The sequence below is a fragment of the Kitasatospora xanthocidica genome, from assembly GCF_014656195.1.
In the GTDB taxonomy this organism is placed as follows: Bacteria; Actinomycetota; Actinomycetes; order Streptomycetales; family Streptomycetaceae; genus Kitasatospora; species Kitasatospora xanthocidica.
The window spans coordinates 56,238-74,072 of the sequence record NZ_BNBY01000002.1 but is presented as its reverse complement, the minus strand read 5'-3'; the positions used below and the strand labels follow the sequence as shown (position 1 = coordinate 74,072).

Sequence of the window (17,835 nt, the reverse complement as noted above, 5' to 3'; positions counted from 1 at the left end):
GCCACTGATCGGCACGGTCCGCGCGCACAGCACGACGGATCAGGAGACCCCGCATGATCGGCCTCGTTCTGGCAGCCGGCGCCGGCCGCCGGCTGCGCCCGTACACCGACACCCTGCCCAAGGCACTGGTGCCGGTCGACGGGGAGCGGACCGTCCTGGACCTCACCCTGGGCAACTTCGCCGAGGTCGGACTGCGGGAGGCCGCGATAGTCGTCGGCTACCGCAAGGAGGCGGTGTACGACCGCAAGGCCGCCCTGGAGTCCGCCTACGGCGTCAAGCTCCACCTGGTCGAGAACGACAAGGCCGAGGAGTGGAACAACGCCTACTCGCTCTGGTGCGCCCGTGAGCTGTTCGGCGAGGGCCTGCTGCTCGCCAACGGCGACACCGTCCACCCGGCCTCCGTCCAGCGCACCATGCTGGAGGGCAACCAGCGCCTGGTCGACGCCGGCGCCGCCCCCGGCATCCTGCTCGCCCTCGACACGGTGAAGAAGCTCGCCGACGAGGAGATGAAGGTCGTCGTCGACCCGGCCACCGGCATGCGCCGCATCACCAAGCTGATGGACCCGGCCGAGGCGACCGGCGAGTACATCGGTGTCACCGTGATCAACCCGTCCGCCGCGGCCGACCTGACCGACGCGCTGCGCGCCACCTACGAGCGCGACCCGCAGCTGTACTACGAGGACGGCTACCAGGAGATGGTGGACCGCGGCCTGCGGATCGACGTGCAGCCGATCGGCGAGGTCTCCTGGGTCGAGGTCGACAACCACGACGACCTGGCGAAGGCGCGGGAGATCGCGTGCCGGTACTGACCCGACTCGTCCCGTCGCCGCTCTTCGTGGAGATCCGCCCGGGCGCGCTGGACGCGCTCGGCGGGATCCTCGCGGACCAGCGGCTGTCGGCCTCGGGCCGGATCGCGGTGGCGATCAGCAACGGCTCCGGCGCCGCGATGCGCGAGCGCCTGGAGCCGGCCCTGCCCGGCGCCGACTGGTACAACGTGGACGACGGCAGCCTGGACAGCGCGGTGCGGCTGGCCGAGGCGATGCGCGGCGGGCACTACGACGCGATGGTGGGCCTCGGCGGGGGCAAGATCATCGACGCCGCCAAGTACGCCGCGGCGCGGGTCGGCCTGCCGCTGGTCGCGGTCGCCACCAACCTGGCCCACGACGGCATCTGCTCGCCGGTCTCGACCCTCGACAACGACGCCGGGCGGGGCTCCTACGGGGTGCCCAGCCCGATCGGCATCGTCGTCGACCTGGACGTGATCCGGCAGGCCCCGCCGCGCTTCGTGGCGGCCGGCATCGGCGACGTCGTCTCCAACATCTCGGCCTGCGCCGACTGGGAGTTGTCGCACGCGGTCACCGGTGAGCCGGTGGACGGGCTGGCCGTCGCGATGGCCCGCTCGGCGGGCGAGAACCTGCTGCGGCACCCAGGAAACATTCAGGATCAAGACCTCCTGACGGCCCTCGCCGAAGCCCTGGTACTGTCCGGCATCGCGATGAACATCGCTGGCAGCACCCGGCCTTCCTCGGGCGCCTGCCACGAGATCTCGCATGCCCTGGACGTGCTGTATCCCAAGCGGTCCGCCCAGCACGGTGAACAGGTCGGCCTCGGCGCCGCGTTCGCCAGCTTCCTGCGGGGCGAGCGCGAGCTGACCGGTCTGATCGTGGAGCGCCTGGCGCGCCACGGGCTGCCGGTGACCGCGGCTCAGATCGGCTTCACCGAGGCGGAGTTCACCGAAGCGGTGCACTACGCCCCGAACACCCGCCCGGGGCGCTTCACCATCCTTGAACACCTCGACCTCTCCCCCTCCGCAATCAGGGACGCGTACGCCGACTATGTCCAAGCCGTCAACAGCTGACCCCTCCACCACGGGCGCCGAACGGCCCCCGGTGGACCTGACCCGCCGGCCTTCGATCGAGGAGCTGCGCGCGGTGATCCACCCGGAGGGCATGCTCCAGCGCCGCAGCGCCGAGCACTGGGCCGGGCGCCTGTACATGCGGAAGATCTCGCTGCGGATCACCCGCGTGCTCTCCACCATGACGGCGATCACGCCCAACGGCCTGACGTACCTGATGATGTTCACCGGCATCCTGGCCGGTGCCGCGCTGATCGTGCCGGGCATCACGGGCGCGGTCCTGGGCGCCCTGCTGATCCAGGTCTACCTCCTGCTGGACTGCGTGGACGGCGAGGTGGCCCGCTGGCGCCGGCAGACCTCGCTGACCGGCGTCTACCTGGACCGGGTCGGCCACTACATGTCCGAGGCGGCCCTGCTGACCGGGCTCGGCCTGCGCGCGACCGACCTGCTGCACCGCGAGGGCGGCGGCTCCCACTGGGAGTGGGCCTTCCTGGGCACGCTGGCCGCGCTCGGCGCGATCCTGATCAAGTCCGAGACGGACCTGGTGGACGTGGCCCGGGCCCGCAGCGGTCTGACGGCCGTCGAGGACAGCGCCTCGGTGCCGCGTTCGGCGACCGTGGCCAAGGCCCGTAAGGCCGCCTCGCTGCTGAAGTTCCACCGCCTGGTCGGCGCGGTCGAGGCCTCGCTGTTCATCCTGGCGGCCGGGATCGCCGACGCCGTGCACGGCGGGCTCCTCTTCACCCGGCTCGCGGTGGTCGTCCTGGCGGCGATCGCGATGCTGCAGACCGTGCTGCACCTGCTGAGCATCGTCCTGTCGAGCAGGCTGCGATGAGCGATGTGACGAACGCGGCGAGCTTCCGCCTCGGCGCGGTGATCATCACCATGGGCAACCGGCCCGCCGAGCTCAACGCCCTGATCGAGTCGGTCCGCGCCCAGGAGGGCCCGGCGGTCGAGCTGGCCGTGGTCGCCAACGGCGCCCCGCTGCCCCCGCTGCCGGAGGGCGTGCGCAGCGTGGAGCTGCCGGAGAACCTCGGCATCCCGGGTGGCCGCAACGTCGGCATCGAGCTGTTCGGCCGGGACGGCGCGGAGGTGGACGCCGTGCTCTTCCTGGACGACGACGGCCACCTGCCGCGCACCGACTCGGCCCGGCTGCTGCGCGAGGCCTTCACCGCCGACCCGGAGCTGGGCATCGTCTCCTTCCGGATCGCGGACCCGGACACCGGGGTCACCCAGCGCCGGCACGTCCCGCGGCTGCGCGCCAGCGACCCGCTGCGCTCGTCCCGGGTGACCACCTTCCTCGGCGGCGCGAGCGCCGTGCGCTGCAAGGTGTTCGAGGAGGCCGGCCAGCTGCCCGGCGAGTTCTTCTACGCGCACGAGGAGACCGACCTCGCGTGGCGGGCGGCGGACGCCGGCTGGGCCATCGACTACCGGTCGGACGTGGTGCTGCACCACCCGACGACCTCGCCCGCCCGGCACGCCACCTACTTCCACAACGTGGCCCGCAACAGGGTCTGGCTCGCGAGGCGGAACCTTCCGGCCCTGTTGGTGCCTCTCTATCTGGGAACCTGGTTTCTGCTCACCCTGGCCCGCCGCCCCTCCCCCGAGGCGCTGAAGGCCTGGTGGGGCGGATTCCGGGCGGGCTGGCGCGAACCCTGTGGTCCGCGGCGGCCCATGCGATGGCGTACCGTTTGGCAACTGACCAGGCTGGGCCGACCTCCGATCATTTGATCTGATTTGATCGAATGATCGATTGCTGCGGCCGGTGACCACACACCGGCCGGCTCCCCCCGAGATCCCAGTGGATCCCCATCGGCGCACGGCCGGCGGACCCCCCGCCGACCGGCCGCCCCGACCGATCCCGCGTGAAGGACGAATGTGTCGACAGTGAGTGAACCCGTCAGCCTCTCGACCCCCAGGGGGGTGGACGCGGGCCTGACCGCCAAGCAGCTTGCGGACAAGTACGGTCTGTCGGTGAGCGGTGCCCGGCCGGGTCTGTTCGCCTACACCAAGCAGCTCTGGGCCCGGCGCCACTTCATCTGGGCCTTCGCCACCGCCCGCCTGGTGGCCCAGTACACCGACGCCAAGCTCGGCCAGGTGTGGCAGGTCGTGACCCCGCTGCTCAACTGCGCGGTGTTCTACCTGGTCTTCGGCGTCATCCTGGAGAACAAGGACGGCTTCCCGCCGAACACCTACATCGCCTGGCTCTGCATCGGCGTCTTCGTCTTCCAGTTCACGCAGAACGCGGTGCAGTCCGGCACCCGGGCGATCTCCGACAACCTCGGCCTGATCCGGGCGCTGCACTTCCCCCGTGCCAGCCTCCCGATCGCCTTCACCGTGATCCAGCTCCAGCAGCTGCTGATCTCGATGGTCGTGCTGGTCATCACGGTCCTCGCCAGCGGCATCACCCCCGGCAGGACCTGGCTGCTGATCATCCCGGCGCTGATCCTGCAGACGATGTTCAACACCGGCATCTCCCTGATCATGGCCCGGATCGGCGCCAAGACCAGTGACATCTCCCAGCTGATCCCCTTCGTGATGCGCGCGTGGATGTTCCTGTCCGGCGTGATGTTCAGCATCCAGGACCGGGTCCACAAGTGGCCGCACTACATCCAGGTGATCTGCGCCGTCAACCCGGCCTCGGTCTACATGGACCTGCTGCGGCACGCCTTCGCGCCGATCATCTACAACAAGCACCAGCCCGCGCACCAGTCGCTGCCGCCGCACCAGTGGACGTACGGCATCGCCTGGGCCGTCGGGATCTTCGTCATCGGATACGTCTTCTTCTGGAAGGCCGAGGAGGAGTACGGCCGTGGCTGACACCGACCTGAGCAAGCGCGACGACGTCCGTGACACGGACGTGGCCCGCGAGCCCACCGTCGTCGTCGACGACGTGCACATCGTCTACCGGGTGCACGGCGCCGGCTCCGGCAAGGGCAGCGCCACCTCGGCGCTGAGCCGCATCCTCAGCCGCAAGCGCGGGTCCGGCGTGCGCGAGGTGCACGCGGTCAAGGGCATCAGCTTCACCGCGTACAAGGGTGAGGCGATCGGCCTGATCGGCTCCAACGGCTCCGGCAAGTCGACGATGCTGGCCGCCATCGCGGGCCTGCTGCCGACCGAGAAGGGCGGCATCTACACCAACGGCCAGCCCTCGCTGCTGGGCGTCAACGCGGCCCTGATGAACGAGCTCAGCGGCGAGCGCAACGTCGTCCTGGGCTGCCTGGCGATGGGCATGACCCCGGCCCAGGTGAGGGAGCGCTACCAGGAGATCGTCGACTTCTCCGGCATCAACGACAAGGGCGACTTCATCTCCCTGCCGATGCGCACCTACTCCTCCGGCATGGGCGCCCGCCTGCGCTTCTCGATCGCCGCCGCCAAGACCCACGACGTGCTGCTGATCGACGAGGCCCTGGCCACCGGTGACCAGGCCTTCCAGCAGCGCAGCAAGAAGCGCATCGAGGAGCTGCGCGGCTCCGCCGGTACGGTCTTCCTGGTCAGCCACGACAACAACTCGATCCGCGAGGTCTGCGAGCGGACCATCTGGATCGAGGCCGGCGAGCTGATCATGGACGGTCCGACCGACGAGGTCGTCGGCCGCTACGAGCGCGGCGAGCGCCCGTAGCGCCGTCCCGCCCCGCCGCCTGGGCCGGTTCCGGAGACCTCCGGGGCCGGCCCTTCGGCGTGCGCCGGTCCGTTACCCCGGGTGGCCGCCGCCGCGGGGGTGAGCGCCGCCTCCGGCAGGCGGGGCGCTCTTCTCCGGCGCGGCCCGCGGTGTCAGGCTGGTGGGCGCGGGGGCGGAGTGCCGGAGGTGACGCCCGCGCTCGGACGCGTGTCCGAGTCGGACCGGTGGTACCCAGCGGTGTAGAACGGGGGAGTGACAGCAGTGTCGGCTTCGGCCCAGCCCAGTGACCAGCCCAGTGACGCGCCGCTGAACCGTTCAGCGGGCCAGACCCTGGAGAAGGCGGGCGCCGAGAACTTCCCGGTCGCCCCGTTCTTCCTGCCCGCGGCCTGGCGCGACGACCTGATGGCGGTGTACGGCTTCGCCCGCCTGGTCGACGACGCCGGGGACGGCGACCTGGCCGACCCGGCCGTCACCGCCCGGCTGCTCGGGGTCGAGCAGCCGCCCCCGATCACCCCTTCGGCCCAGCCCGGCCCGCCGGCTCCGCAGGAGGTCGCCTTCCGGCTCGCCCTGCTCGACGGGCTGGAGCACGACCTCGACCGGGTCTTCGAGTCCGCGCTGCACCCGGCCGGCGCCGACCGCCCCCGCCACCCGCTGATGCGGGCCCTGGTCCCGCTGGTCGACCGGCACGGCCTGACCCCGGAACCGTTCCGCCGTCTGATCGAGGCCAACCGGGTGGACCAGACCACCGCCCGCTACGCCAGCTACGACGACCTGATCGGCTACTGCACGCTCTCCGCCGACCCGGTCGGCCGCCTCGTCCTGGCCATCGCGGGCGTCTCCACCCCCGAACGGATCGAGCTCTCCGACGCCGTCTGCAGCGGCCTCCAGGTGGTCGAACACCTGCAGGACGTCGCCGAGGACCTCGCCCGCGGCCGGATCTACCTCCCCACCGAGGACCTGGCGCGCTTCGGCGTCACCGAGGCCGACCTCGCCGCCCCCTCCGCCGACGGGGCCGTACGGGAGCTGATCGCCTTCGAGGCGGAACGGGCCCGCACCCTGCTCGATCACGGCGCACCATTGGTAGGTACGGTTCGGGGGAGGCTTCGACTGCTCCTGGCGGGATTCACCGCCGGCGGTTACGCGGCCCTGGCGGCCATCGAGGACGTCGGGTACGACGTGCTCGCGCGACAGGCGAAGCCGGACAAGCGCCGCCTCGCAGCGAAGGCGGCGGCAATCTTCGCGAAGGGAAGGTGAACGCCCGCGTGGCGGCATCACCACTGGCGTCGGCCCAGGTCATGGCGGCGTACCGGTACTGCGAGGCAGTCACCGGTCTGCAGGCGCGCAACTTCAGCTACGGCATCCGCCTGCTGCCCGAGCCCAAGCGGCTGGCCATGTCGGCCCTGTACGCCCTCGCCCGTCGCGTGGACGACATCGGCGACGGCGACCTCCCGGACGACCGCAAGGCCGAGGCGCTGCTGCGCACCCGGGAGCTGGTGGACGAGGTCCGCTCCGGGGTGGTCGCCGAGGACGACACCGACCCGATCAAGGTCGCCCTGGCCGACACCGCCCGGCGCTTCCCGATCCCGCTCGGCGGCTTCGACGAGCTGATCGACGGCGTCGAGATGGACCTCAAGGGCGCCGAGTACCAGACGTACGAGGAGCTGAAGGTCTACTGCCGCTGCGTGGCCGGCGCGATCGGCCGGCTCTCGCTGGGCGTCTACGGCTGCGACGACCCGGAGCTCGGGGCCCGGTACGCGGACACCCTGGGCCTGGCCCTGCAGCTCACCAACATCCTGCGCGACCTGCGCGAGGACGCCCTGAACGGCCGGACCTACCTGCCCACCGAGGACCTGGCCCGGTTCGGCTGCGAGCAGGGGTTCGCCCTGCCCAAGCCGCCGGTCGGCGCGGACTTCACCGGCCTGGTGGCCTTCGAGGCCGCCCGCGCCCAGGCCGCCTTCGAGGAGGGCCTGCGGCTGCTCCCGATGCTGGACCGCCGCAGCCGCGCCTGCACCGCCGCGATGGCCGGGATCTACCACCGGCTGCTCGGCCGGATCGCGGCCGACCCCGAGTCGGTGCTGCGCGGCCGGGTCTCGCTGCCGGGCTGGGAGAAGGCGTACGTGGCGCTTTCCGGGCTCGCCGGGGGGCGTTCTTGATTCTCGCCGCAGTTCTGTCACGCTGTGTCAGCGGGGAATCACGTGCGGGTAGTTCCGTGTTGACCGTGCGAGTAACGGCTTCAGCGACCGCCTCCCGGCGGTCCGGCGACTGCGAGGGGGAGGGCCGATGACCGGGCGAGCCGATGCCGCGCGCCCGGCGTCCGTCGTGGTCGGCGGGGGTCTGGCCGGGATCACCGCCGCGCTGCGCCTGGCCGAGGCGGGCCACCGGGTCACCCTCGTCGAGGGGCGGCCCCGGCTCGGCGGCCTGGCGTTCTCCTTCCGGCGCGGTGACCTCACCGTCGACAACGGCCAGCACGTCTACCTGCGCTGCTGCACCGCCTACCGCGGCCTGCTGGAGCGGCTCGGCGCCGGCCGGCTGGTCCACCTGCAGGACCGGCTGGACGTCCCGGTGCTCTCCGTCACCGGGCCCGAGAGCGCGCCGGTGCGCACCCTCGGGCGGCTGCGGCGGGCCGGCCTGCCCGTCCCGCTGCACCTGGCCGGCAGCCTCGCCCGCTACCCGCACCTGTCCCCGGTGGACCGGGCCCGGGTGGTCCGCGGCGCGCTCGCCCTGAAGGGGCTGGACCTCGACGACCCGGCGCTGGACCGGATCTCCTTCGGTGACTGGCTGCGCCGGAACGGGCAGAACGCCGCCACCCAGGCGGCCCTGTGGGACCTGGTCGGCGTCGCCACCCTGAACGCCCGGGCCGACCAGGTGTCGATGGCGCTCGCCGCCAAGGTGTTCCAGACCGGCCTGCTCTCCGACCCGGGGGCCTCCGACATCGGCATCGCCGCCGCCCCGCTGGGCGCGATCCACCACGACCGGGCGCTCGCCGAGCTGGAGCGCGCCGGCGTGAAGGTGCTGCTGCGCACCCGGGTGGCGGAGCTCAAGCCGGCCGCGCCGCAGCACGCCGTCCTCCTGGAGGAGGGGGAGCCGCTCACCGCGGACACCGTCGTCCTGGCCGGCGCCCAGGACAGCGCGGCCGCCCTGCTGCCGCCGAACGCGATCCAGGGGCAGGAGCGGCTCGCCGGGTTCGGCACCGCGCCGATCCTCAACGTGCACGTGATCTACGACCGCACGCTGGTGCGGCAGCCGTTCTTCGCCGCCCTCGGCTCCCCGGTCCAGTGGGTCTTCGACCGCACCGCGCACTCCGGCCTGGCCGCCACCGAGCTCGGCCGCGCCCACCCGGGCGCCCAGTACCTGGCGCTCTCGCAGTCCGCCGTGCAGGACGAGATCGACCTCCCGGTCGCCGAGCTGCGCCGCCGCTACCTGCCCGAGCTGGAGCGGCTGCTGCCGGCCGCGGCCGGGGCCGAGGTGCTGGACTTCTTCGTCACCCGGGAGCGCACCGCGACCTTCGACCCGGCCCCGGGCAGCGGCGCGCTGCGCCCGTCGGCCCGCACCTCCGTCCCCGGCCTGCTGCTGGCCGGCTCGTGGACGGCCACCGGCTGGCCCGCGACCATGGAGGGCGCCGTGCGCAGCGGCCACGCCGCCGCCGACGCCGCGCTCGCCGCGGCCGGCACCCGGGTGCCGGTGGACCGCGGCGACGGGAGGTGGCCCAGGTGACGGCGGGCCGCGCCGCCGGAGAGCCCGCCAGAGCCATCGGGCGTACCGTCGAGCGCATCAGCGCCTTCCACGGAACCGACGGGACCGACGGACTCGACGGGACCGGCCCCACCGGCCGTACCGACACCCTCGGCACCGGCACCACTCGAATCGACACCAGCCGCACCGACGGCACCCGGCCGCCCCGTGCGGTCCGGCCCCACGAGGGAGAGGGAACACACGTGGAGTCACGCACCGGCTTCGCCGTCGGAGGCACGGCGCACGCCGAACCGGTCTCGGTGCCGGAGCTGCTCACCCGCAGCCGTACGCTCTGCACCCCGCCGCTTCGGGCCGCCGTCGCCCGTTTGGCCGCACCGATGGACACGGTCGCGGCCTACCACTTCGGCTGGATCGACCGGGACGGCACGCCGGTCGCCGGGGACGGCGGAAAGGCCGTGCGCCCCGCGCTGGCGCTGCTGTCCGCCCAGGCCACCGGCGCGGCGGCCGAGGTGGGCGTGCCCGGTGGGGTCGCTGTTGAACTGGTGCACAACTTCTCCCTGCTCCATGATGATCTGATGGACGGTGACGAGACCCGGCGGCACCGGGCCACCGCCTGGACGGTCTTCGGACCGGCCCAGGCGATCCTGGTCGGCGACGCCCTGGCGACGCTCGGCACGGAGGTGCTGCTCGACGCCGCGGTGACCGGCGGCGCGAGCCCCACCGACGCCGCGCGCGCCGTCCGGCTGCTCACCACGGCGACCCGTCGGCTGATCGACGGCCAGGCCATGGACGTCGCCTTCGAACAGCGCGACAGCGTGACCGTCGCGGAGTGCCTGGAGATGGAGGGCGGGAAGACGGCGGCCCTGCTGGCCGCCGCCTCGGCGATCGGCGCGGTCCTGGCCGGGGCCGACGACAAGGTCTCCGACTCCCTCCAGCGCTACGGCCACCACCTGGGGCTGGCCTTCCAGGCGGTGGACGACCTGCTCGGCATCTGGGGTGCCACCGAGGTCACCGGCAAGCCGCACTGGGGCGACCTGCGCCAGCGCAAGAAGTCCCTGCCGGTCGCCGCCGCGCTGGCCGAGGGCGGCCCGTCCTCGCGCCGGCTCGCCGAGCAGCTGGCCGACCCGAAGGGGCGCGGGGAGGAGAGCGAGCCCGAGCTCGCCGCCCGGGCCGCGCTGATCGAGGAGGCCGGCGGCCGCGCCTGGACCCAGGAGGAGGCCCGCCGCCAGCACACGACTGCCCTCGCCGCCCTGGACGAGGTGCCCATGTCCGACGAGGTGCGCCAGCACTTCGTCGCACTCGCCGAATTCGTGGTGGTACGAGAGAGGTGACGTTACGTTGACAGCAACCGCGGACGGCCGGCTCGACCCTGAGTACGATCCCGAGCCGGTCGCGGTGGGCGACCGCCCCCCGGCCCTGCTGGGCGCGGGGCGGTGGCAGCCCGAGGACACCGACCGGCTGTCGGCCGGTGAGGCGGACCACGGACCGGCCGACGCGCGGGAGGCCCTGGCCCGCGCCACCACCCACCTGCTCTCGCTGCAGTCCTCCGAGGGCTGGTGGAAGGGCGACCTGGAGACCAACGTCACCATGGACGCCGAGGATTTACTGCTCCGACAGTTCCTCGGGATCCGCACCGAGGAACAGACGAACGCCACCGCCGACTGGATCCGCTCCCAGCAGCGTGAGGACGGTACCTGGGCCACCTTCCACGGCGGTCCCGCCGAACTCTCCACCACCGTCGAGGCGTACGTCGCGCTCAAGCTGGCCGGCGACGACCCCGACGCCCCGCACATGCTGGCCGCCGCCCGCTACGTCCGCTCCGCCGGCGGCATCGCGGCCGCCCGGGTGTTCACCCGGATCTGGCTCGCGCTGTTCGGCTGGTGGCCGTGGGACCGGCTGCCCGAGATGCCGCCCGAGATCATCTTCCTGCCCAAGTGGCTGCCGCTGAACATCTACGCCTTCGGCTGCTGGGCCCGGCAGACCATCGTCCCACTGACCGTCGTCTCCTCCCACCGCCCCGTCCGCCCGGCGCCCTTCCCGCTCACCGAGCTGCACACCGACCCGGACGACCCCTGCCCCGAACGGCCGCTCGCCCCCGCCACCACCTGGGACGGCCTCTTCGAGCGCCTCGACCGGGTGCTGCACGCCTACCACCGCCGGGCCTTCCGCCCGCTGCGCCGACTGGCCGTCTCCCAGGCCTGCCGCTGGATCGTCGAACGGCAGGAGGCCGACGGCTGCTGGGGCGGCATCCAGCCGCCCGCCGTCTACTCGCTGATCGCCCTGCACCTGGAGGGCTACGAACTGGAGCACCCGGTGATGCAGGCCGGGCTCTCCTCCTTCGACCGCTTCACCGTGCACACCGAGGACGGCATGCGGTGGATGGAGGCCTGCCAGTCCCCGGTCTGGGACACCTGCCTGGCCACCATCGCGCTGGCCGACGCCGGGATGCCGGCCGACCACCCCGCGCTGGTCTCCGCCGTCGACTGGATGCTCGGCGAGGAGATCCGCAAGCGGGGCGACTGGTCCGTCCAGCGGCCCGGGCTGCCCGCCGGCGGCTGGGCCTTCGAGTTCGAGAACGACACCTACCCCGACATCGACGACACCGCCGAAGTGGTCCTGGCCCTGCGCCGGGTGGCCCACCCCGACCAGGCCAAGGTCGACGCGGCGGTGGACCGCGGCGTGCTGTGGAACCTCGGCATGCAGTCCAAGAACGGCGCCTGGGGCGCCTTCGACGTCGACAACACCAGCACGCTCCCCAACAAGCTGCCGTTCTGCGACTTCGGCGAGGTGGTCGACCCGCCCTCCGCCGACGTCACCGCCCACGTGGTGGAGATGCTCGCGGAGACCGGCCGCGCCCGCGACCCGCGGACCCGGCGCGGCATCGAGTGGCTGCTGCGCAACCAGGAGGCGGACGGCTCCTGGTTCGGCCGCTGGGGCACCAACTACATCTACGGCACCGGCTCGGTGCTGCCCGCCCTGGTGGCGGCCGGCGTCCCGGACGAGCACCCGGCGATCCGCCGGGCGGTGCGCTGGCTGGAGGACCGGCAGAACGCCGACGGCGGCTGGGGCGAGGACATGCGCTCCTACGACGACCCGGCGCGCTGGGCCGGTCGCGGCGACTCCACCGCCTCGCAGACCGCGTGGGCGCTGATGGCGCTGCTCGCGGCCGGCGAGGGCCCGGACGGCCGGGCCAACCCGGCGGTCGAGCGCGGCGTGGACTGGCTGGTCCGCACCCAGCTGCCCGAGGGCACCTGGGACGAACCGCAGTTCACCGGCACCGGCTTCCCCTGGGACTTCTCCATCAACTACCACCTCTACCGGCTGGTCTTCCCGGTCACCGCGCTCGGCCGCTACCTCCACGGCGGCCCGGCGACGGCCGAACCGAGCGGGACCCCGGCGATCGGGGCGGCGCGGTGACCACCGCCCCCCTGCTGGTGCTCTGCGCACTGGGCCCCGAGGTCTGGGCCCTGCGCGGCGGTGACTGGCGCGGCGCGCCCGGCGGATCCCCGGTGCTGGTGCGCACCGGGGTCGGCCGGCGGCGCGCCGGGCTGACCGTCAGGCGGCTGCTCGGCTCCGCCCCCGGCGGCTACGGCGCGGTCGTGGTGGCCGGGTTCGGCGCCGCGCTCGGACCGGGCGTGCTGCCCGGCGACGTCGTCGCGGCCGACGGGGTCCGCGACGCCGAGGGCCACCTCTACCCGGTCGGCTCCGGGCCGGAGCTCACCCGGGCGCTGAAGGAACGCGGCCTCACCGTGCACACCGGGGTGCACCACACCGCCGACCACGTGGTGCGCGGCATCGAGCGGCGGGCTCTGCACCTGCAGGGCGCGCTCGCCGTCGACATGGAGGCCGCCGCCGTGCTGGCCGCCCTGCGGGAGGTGCGGCCGGCGCTGCCCGCCGCCGTCCTGCGGGTGGTCGTCGACACCCCCGAGCACGAACTGCTGCGGCCCGGCACCCTCCCGGCCGGGGTGCGCGCCTGGCGGACCCTGCGGGCCGCGGTGCCCGCCCTGGTCGACTGGTACCGGCAGGAGCGCGCACCCGGCTCCGACGTCCCGGACCACCCCGGCTCCGACGCCCTGAACCACCCCGGCCCCGAGGCCATGAACCACCCCGGCTCCGACGCCCTGAACCACCCCACATCCGCGACGCTCCCACAGGAGGCGAGCTAGCCATGGCCATGCCGTTGCGCCAGACCGTGCGGGTCGGCACCTACCTCATGCAGCAGAAGCTGCTCAAACGACGGGACAAGTTCCCGCTGATCGTGGAGCTGGAACCGCTGTTCGCCTGCAACCTCGCCTGCGAGGGCTGCGGCAAGATCCAGCACCCGGCGGGCGTCCTCAAGCAGCGGATGCCCGTCGCCCAGGCGGTCGGCGCGGTCCTCGAGTCGGGTGCGCCGATGGTCTCGATCGCCGGCGGCGAGCCGCTGATGCACCCGCAGATCGACGAGATCGTCCGCCAGCTGGTCGAGCGCCGCAAGTACGTGTTCCTGTGCACCAACGCGCTGCTGCTGCGCAAGAAGATGGACAAGTTCACGCCCTCGCCGTACTTCACCTTCGCCGTGCACATCGACGGCATGCGCGAGCGGCACGACGAGTCGGTGGCCAAGGAGGGCACCTTCGACGAGGCGGTGGCCGCCATCAAGGAGGCCAAGCGGCGCGGCTTCCGGGTCACCACCAACAGCACCTTCTTCAACACCGACACCCCGCAGACCGTCATCGAGGTGCTGGACTACCTCAACGACGAGCTGAAGGTCGACGAGATGATGATCTCGCCCGCCTACGCCTACGAGAAGGCCCCCGACCAGGAGCACTTCCTCGGCGTCGAGCAGACCCGGGAGCTCTTCCGCAAGGCCTTCGCCGGCGGCAACCGCCGGCGCTGGCGCCTCAACCACAGCCCGCTCTTCCTGGACTTCCTGGAGGGCAAGGCCGACTTCGAGTGCACCCCCTGGGGCATCCCCAACTACTCGCTGTTCGGCTGGCAGCGGCCCTGCTACCTGATGGCCGACGGCTACGTGCAGACCTACCGCGAGCTGGTCGAGACGACCGACTGGAGCAAGTACGGCCGCGGCAAGGACCCGCGCTGCGCCAACTGCATGGCCCACTGCGGCTACGAGCCGACGGCCGTGCTCGCGACCATGGGCTCGCTGCAGCAGTCGCTGCGCGCCATCACCGAGACGGTCAGCGGCAACAAGATCCGCTGAGCCGGGAGTTGACCGCCAGGTCGGCACCCCGGTCCGGGCCCCCGCGCCCGGGCCGGCTCCGCCCCGTCGGGCGGAGGCATCACCGCACCACTCCGAGTCGTGAGGTGTACCCATGTCACTGCTCTCCCGCGTCACGTCGCCGGCCGAGCTGCGCAAGCTCCCGGCGGCCGAACTCCCGCTGCTCGCCGACGAGATCCGCGACTTCCTGATCGACGCCGTCACGCGCACCGGCGGACACCTCGGGCCCAACCTCGGCGTGGTGGAGCTCACCATCGCGCTGCACCGGGTCTTCGACTCGCCGTACGACCGGATCGTCTTCGACACCGGCCACCAGAGCTATGTGCACAAACTGCTCACCGGGCGCCAGGACTTCACCAAGCTGCGGATGCGCGGCGGGCTCTCCGGCTACCCCTCGCGCGGCGAGTCCGAGCACGACCTGGTCGAGAACTCGCACGCCTCCACCGCGCTGTCCTACGCCGACGGCCTGGCCAAGGCCGCCCAGCTGCTCGGCCAGCACGACCGGCACACCGTCGCGGTGATCGGCGACGGCGCGCTCACCGGCGGACTCGCCTGGGAGGCCCTCAACAACATCGCCGAGGCCCGCGACCGGCCACTGGTCATCGTCGTCAACGACAACGAGCGCTCCTACGCCAGGACCGTCGGCGGCCTCGCCAACCACCTCGCCACCCTGCGCACCACCCAGGGGTACGAGCGCTTCCTCGCTCTCGGCAAGGAGGCGCTGCAACGCACCCCGCTGGTCGGCCAGCCGATCTTCGACGCGCTGCACGGCGCCAAGAAGGGCTTCAAGGACGCCTTCGCCCCGCAGGGCATGTTCGAGGACCTCGGCCTCAAGTACCTCGGGCCGATCGACGGCCACGACCTGGGCGCGGTCGAGCAGGCACTGCGCCAGGCCCGCAACTTCGGCGGGCCCGTCATCGTGCACTGCCTGACCGTCAAGGGCCGCGGCTACCGGCCGGCCGAGCAGGACGAGGCCGACCGCTTCCACGCCGTCAACCCGATCGACCCGTACACCTGTCTGCCGATCTCGCCCAGCGGCGGCGTCTTCTGGACCTCGGTCTTCGGTGAGGAGCTGCTCGCGCTCGGCGCCGAGCGGCCCGAGCTGGTCGCGATCACCGCGGCCATGCTGCAGCCGGTGGGCCTGGCGCCGTTCGCCAAGGCCTACCCGGCGCGGACCTTCGACGTCGGCATCGCCGAGCAGCACGCCGTCACCAGCGCCGCCGGGCTGGCCACCGGCGGGCTCCACCCGGTGGTCGCGGTGTACGCCACCTTCCTCAACCGGGCCTTCGACCAGGTCCTGATGGACGTCGCCCTGCACCGGCTGGGCGTCACCTTCGTGCTCGACCGCTCCGGGGTGACCGGGCCGGACGGCGCCTCGCACAACGGCATGTGGGACATGTCGATCCTCCAGGTCGTCCCGGGCCTGCGGCTGGCCGCCCCGCGCGACGCCGAGCAGTTGCGCGCCCAGCTGCGCGAAGCCGTCGCGGTCGAGGACGGGCCCACGGTCGTCCGCTTCCCCAAGGGGAACATCGGGCCCGCCGTACCGGCCGTCGAGCGGATCGGCGGCGTGGACGTACTGCTGCGCACCGGGCGGCCGGCCGAGATCCTGCTGGTCGCCGTCGGCACCACCGCCCCGGCCTGCCTGGACGCCGCCCGGCTGCTGCTCGCCGAGGGCTTCACCGCCACCGTGGTCGACCCGCGCTGGGTCAAGCCGGTCGACCCGGCACTGTCCGAACTGGCCGCCGCCCACCGGCTGGTGGTCACCGTCGAGGACAACGGCCGGACCGGCGGGGTCGGTTCGGCGATCGCCCAGGCGCTGCGCGACGCGGACGTGGACGTCCCGGTCCGGGTGCTCGGCCTGCCGCAGGAGTTCCTCGGGCACGCCTCGCGCGGGGAGATCCTGGAGGAGGCCGGGCTGACCGGGACCGGGGTCGCCGCCCAGGCCGCCGTCTTCGCCAAGAACCTGCTACCGACCCGAGGAGCGAACCCGCGCCATGCCGGCTGACCCAGACCGCCCCGCCTTCGACCTCGCCGCCCTCCTCGCCGAACGCGGCGGTGAGCGCTACGAGTTGAACAGCCGCTACCTCAACCCGCAGCTGTCCCGGATGCTCCACACCATCGGCTTCGACAAGTACTACGAGCGCGCCCAGGGCCCGTACTTCTACGACGCCGAGGGCAACGAGTACCTCGACATGCTGGCCGGCTTCGGCATCTTCGCGCTGGGGCGCCACCACCCGGTGGTGCGCTCCGCGATCCAGCAGGTGATGGACCTGGACCTGCCGGACCTGGTGCGCTTCGACTGCTCGCCGCTGCCCGGACTGCTGGCCGAGCGGCTGCTCTCGTACGCGCCCGGCCTGGACCGGGTGTTCTTCGGCAACAGCGGGACGGAAGCGGTCGAGACCGCGCTGAAGTTCGCCCGGTACGCCACCGGGCGCCGCCGGATCCTCTACGCCGACCACGCCTTCCACGGGCTCACCACCGGCTCGCTCTCGGTCAACGGGGAGAACGGCTTCCGCAAGGGCTTCGACCCGCTGCTCCCGGACACCGCCATCCCGCTCGGCGACCTCGGCGCGCTCGCCAAGGAGCTGAAGCGCGGCGACGTCGCGGCACTGATCGTCGAACCGATCCAGGGCAAGGGCGTCCAGGCGCCCCCGCCCGGCTGGCTGCGGGCCGCCCAGGCGCTGCTGCACGAGCACAAGGCCCTGCTGATCTGCGACGAGGTGCAGACCGGGATCGGCCGCACCGGCGAGTTCTTCGCCTACCAGCACGAGGACGGGGTGCTGCCCGACCTGGTCTGCGCGGCCAAGGCGCTCTCCGGCGGGTACGTGCCGGTCGGGGCGACCCTCGGCAAGGGCTGGATCTTCGAGAAGGTGTACTCCTCGATGGACCGGGTGCTGGTGCACTCGGCCAGCTTCGGGTCCAACGCCCAGGCCATGGCCGCCGGGCTGGCGACCCTGGAGGTGATGCGGGACGAGAAGGTGGTCGAGAACGCCCGCAAGGTCGGCGACCAGTTCCGCGAGCGGCTGACCGCGCTGGTCGACACGTACGAGCTGCTCGCCGAGGTGCGCGGGCGCGGGCTGATGATCGGCATCGAATTCGGACGGCCCAAGTCGCTCAAGCTGCGCACCGGGTGGACGGCGCTGCAGGCGGCCCGCAAGGGGCTGTTCGCGCAGATGGTCGTGGTCCCGCTGCTGCAGCGGCACCGGATCCTGACGCAGGTGTCCGGGGACCACCTGGAGGTGATCAAGCTGATTCCGCCGCTGATCATCACCGAGCGGGACGTGGACCGGTTCATGGACGCCTTCACCGACATCATGGACGAGGCCCACCGGGGGAACGGCCTGATGTGGGACTTCGGGCGGACGCTGGTGAAACAGGCGGTCGGCAGCCGCTGAGGCCGCGTGCACGGGGCACGGTACGGCGCGAGGAGTGGGAAGTCGGCGGGGCCGACTT

General features: G+C 72.7%; 15 protein-coding genes. All 15 read left to right on the top strand.

Going from position 1 to position 17,835, the window contains the following annotated elements; translation table 11 throughout:
- The first annotated feature begins 53 nt into the window (after window positions 1–53).
- The 15 genes from IE332_RS03735 to IE332_RS03665 all read left to right on the top strand — a co-directional run bounded on the left by IE332_RS03735 (window position 54) and on the right by IE332_RS03665 (window position 17,777).
- Window positions 54–809 (top strand): phosphocholine cytidylyltransferase family protein, encoded by a 756-nt coding sequence (locus tag IE332_RS03735; RefSeq protein WP_189913626.1) that lies wholly within the window; start codon window positions 54–56, stop codon window positions 807–809.
- The gene (locus IE332_RS03730; protein ID WP_189913625.1) at window positions 797–1,858 is read left to right on the top strand and encodes an iron-containing alcohol dehydrogenase family protein; all 1,062 of its coding nucleotides are present in this window, start codon (window positions 797–799) and stop codon (window positions 1,856–1,858) included. The genes IE332_RS03735 and IE332_RS03730 overlap by 13 nt, the downstream gene beginning before the upstream one ends.
- A gap of 91 nt (window positions 1,859–1,949) precedes the next feature.
- Window positions 1,950–2,687 carry a CDP-alcohol phosphatidyltransferase family protein gene (locus tag IE332_RS03725; RefSeq protein WP_189914073.1) on the top strand — a complete coding sequence of 246 codons (738 nt, stop codon included), beginning with the start codon at window positions 1,950–1,952 and terminating at the stop codon, window positions 2,685–2,687.
- On the top strand, window positions 2,684–3,583 hold the full coding sequence (locus IE332_RS03720; RefSeq protein WP_189913624.1) for a glycosyltransferase family 2 protein: 900 nt from the start codon (window positions 2,684–2,686) through the stop codon (window positions 3,581–3,583). Before IE332_RS03725 ends, IE332_RS03720 begins: the two co-directional genes overlap by 4 nt.
- Window positions 3,584–3,730: 147 nt before the next feature.
- A complete protein-coding gene (locus IE332_RS03715; RefSeq protein WP_189913623.1) occupies window positions 3,731–4,672 on the top strand; it encodes an ABC transporter permease in 942 nt (313 codons plus the stop codon).
- Window positions 4,665–5,474, top strand: a complete 810-nt coding sequence (locus IE332_RS03710) for an ABC transporter ATP-binding protein (protein ID WP_229928279.1) — start codon at window positions 4,665–4,667, stop codon at window positions 5,472–5,474. Before IE332_RS03715 ends, IE332_RS03710 begins: the two co-directional genes overlap by 8 nt.
- A gap of 261 nt (window positions 5,475–5,735) precedes the next feature.
- Window positions 5,736–6,728, top strand: a complete 993-nt coding sequence (hpnC, locus tag IE332_RS03705; RefSeq protein ID WP_189914071.1) for a squalene synthase HpnC — start codon at window positions 5,736–5,738, stop codon at window positions 6,726–6,728.
- Window positions 6,729–6,769: 41 nt separating this feature from the next.
- A complete protein-coding gene (hpnD, locus tag IE332_RS03700) occupies window positions 6,770–7,627 on the top strand; it encodes a presqualene diphosphate synthase HpnD (RefSeq protein WP_189914070.1) in 858 nt (285 codons plus the stop codon).
- A gap of 127 nt (window positions 7,628–7,754) precedes the next feature.
- Complete coding sequence (hpnE, locus tag IE332_RS03695) at window positions 7,755–9,188, top strand: hydroxysqualene dehydroxylase HpnE (RefSeq protein ID WP_189913622.1); 1,434 nt, start codon at window positions 7,755–7,757, stop codon at window positions 9,186–9,188.
- Between the two features lie 221 nt (window positions 9,189–9,409).
- Window positions 9,410–10,498: a polyprenyl synthetase family protein gene (locus IE332_RS03690; protein WP_189913621.1), complete on the top strand. Its 1,089-nt coding sequence runs from the start codon at window positions 9,410–9,412 to the stop codon at window positions 10,496–10,498.
- Between the two features lie 127 nt (window positions 10,499–10,625).
- Window positions 10,626–12,584, top strand: coding sequence for a squalene--hopene cyclase (shc, locus tag IE332_RS03685; protein ID WP_229928339.1), 1,959 nt, complete (start codon window positions 10,626–10,628; stop codon window positions 12,582–12,584).
- Window positions 12,581–13,333 carry a 5'-methylthioadenosine/S-adenosylhomocysteine nucleosidase family protein gene (locus tag IE332_RS03680; RefSeq protein WP_189913620.1) on the top strand — a complete coding sequence of 251 codons (753 nt, stop codon included), beginning with the start codon at window positions 12,581–12,583 and terminating at the stop codon, window positions 13,331–13,333. Before shc ends, IE332_RS03680 begins: the two co-directional genes overlap by 4 nt.
- 2 nt (window positions 13,334–13,335) lie before the next feature.
- Window positions 13,336–14,364: an adenosyl-hopene transferase HpnH gene (gene hpnH / locus IE332_RS03675; RefSeq protein ID WP_189913619.1), complete on the top strand. Its 1,029-nt coding sequence runs from the start codon at window positions 13,336–13,338 to the stop codon at window positions 14,362–14,364.
- Between the two features lie 112 nt (window positions 14,365–14,476).
- Window positions 14,477–16,387, top strand: coding sequence for a 1-deoxy-D-xylulose-5-phosphate synthase (gene dxs / locus IE332_RS03670; RefSeq protein WP_189913618.1), 1,911 nt, complete (start codon window positions 14,477–14,479; stop codon window positions 16,385–16,387).
- Complete coding sequence (locus IE332_RS03665) at window positions 16,377–17,777, top strand: aspartate aminotransferase family protein (protein WP_189913617.1); 1,401 nt, start codon at window positions 16,377–16,379, stop codon at window positions 17,775–17,777. Before dxs ends, IE332_RS03665 begins: the two co-directional genes overlap by 11 nt.
- The last annotated feature ends 58 nt before the right edge of the window (window positions 17,778–17,835 follow it).

What these genes read in the sequence shown, in the direction of transcription:
- IE332_RS03735 (WP_189913626.1), top strand. Translation starts at nt 54, where the DNA reads ATGATCGGCCTCGTTCTGGCAGCCGGCGCCGGCCGCCGGCTGCGCCCG.
- IE332_RS03725 (WP_189914073.1), top strand. Translation starts at nt 1,950, where the DNA reads ATGCTCCAGCGCCGCAGCGCCGAGCACTGGGCCGGGCGCCTGTACATG.
- IE332_RS03720 (WP_189913624.1), top strand. Translation starts at nt 2,684, where the DNA reads ATGAGCGATGTGACGAACGCGGCGAGCTTCCGCCTCGGCGCGGTGATC.
- hpnD (WP_189914070.1), top strand. Translation starts at nt 6,770, where the DNA reads ATGGCGGCGTACCGGTACTGCGAGGCAGTCACCGGTCTGCAGGCGCGC.
- hpnE (WP_189913622.1), top strand. Translation starts at nt 7,755, where the DNA reads ATGACCGGGCGAGCCGATGCCGCGCGCCCGGCGTCCGTCGTGGTCGGC.
- hpnH (WP_189913619.1), top strand. Translation starts at nt 13,336, where the DNA reads ATGGCCATGCCGTTGCGCCAGACCGTGCGGGTCGGCACCTACCTCATG.
- dxs (WP_189913618.1), top strand. Translation starts at nt 14,477, where the DNA reads ATGTCACTGCTCTCCCGCGTCACGTCGCCGGCCGAGCTGCGCAAGCTC.
- IE332_RS03665 (WP_189913617.1), top strand. Translation starts at nt 16,377, where the DNA reads ATGCCGGCTGACCCAGACCGCCCCGCCTTCGACCTCGCCGCCCTCCTC.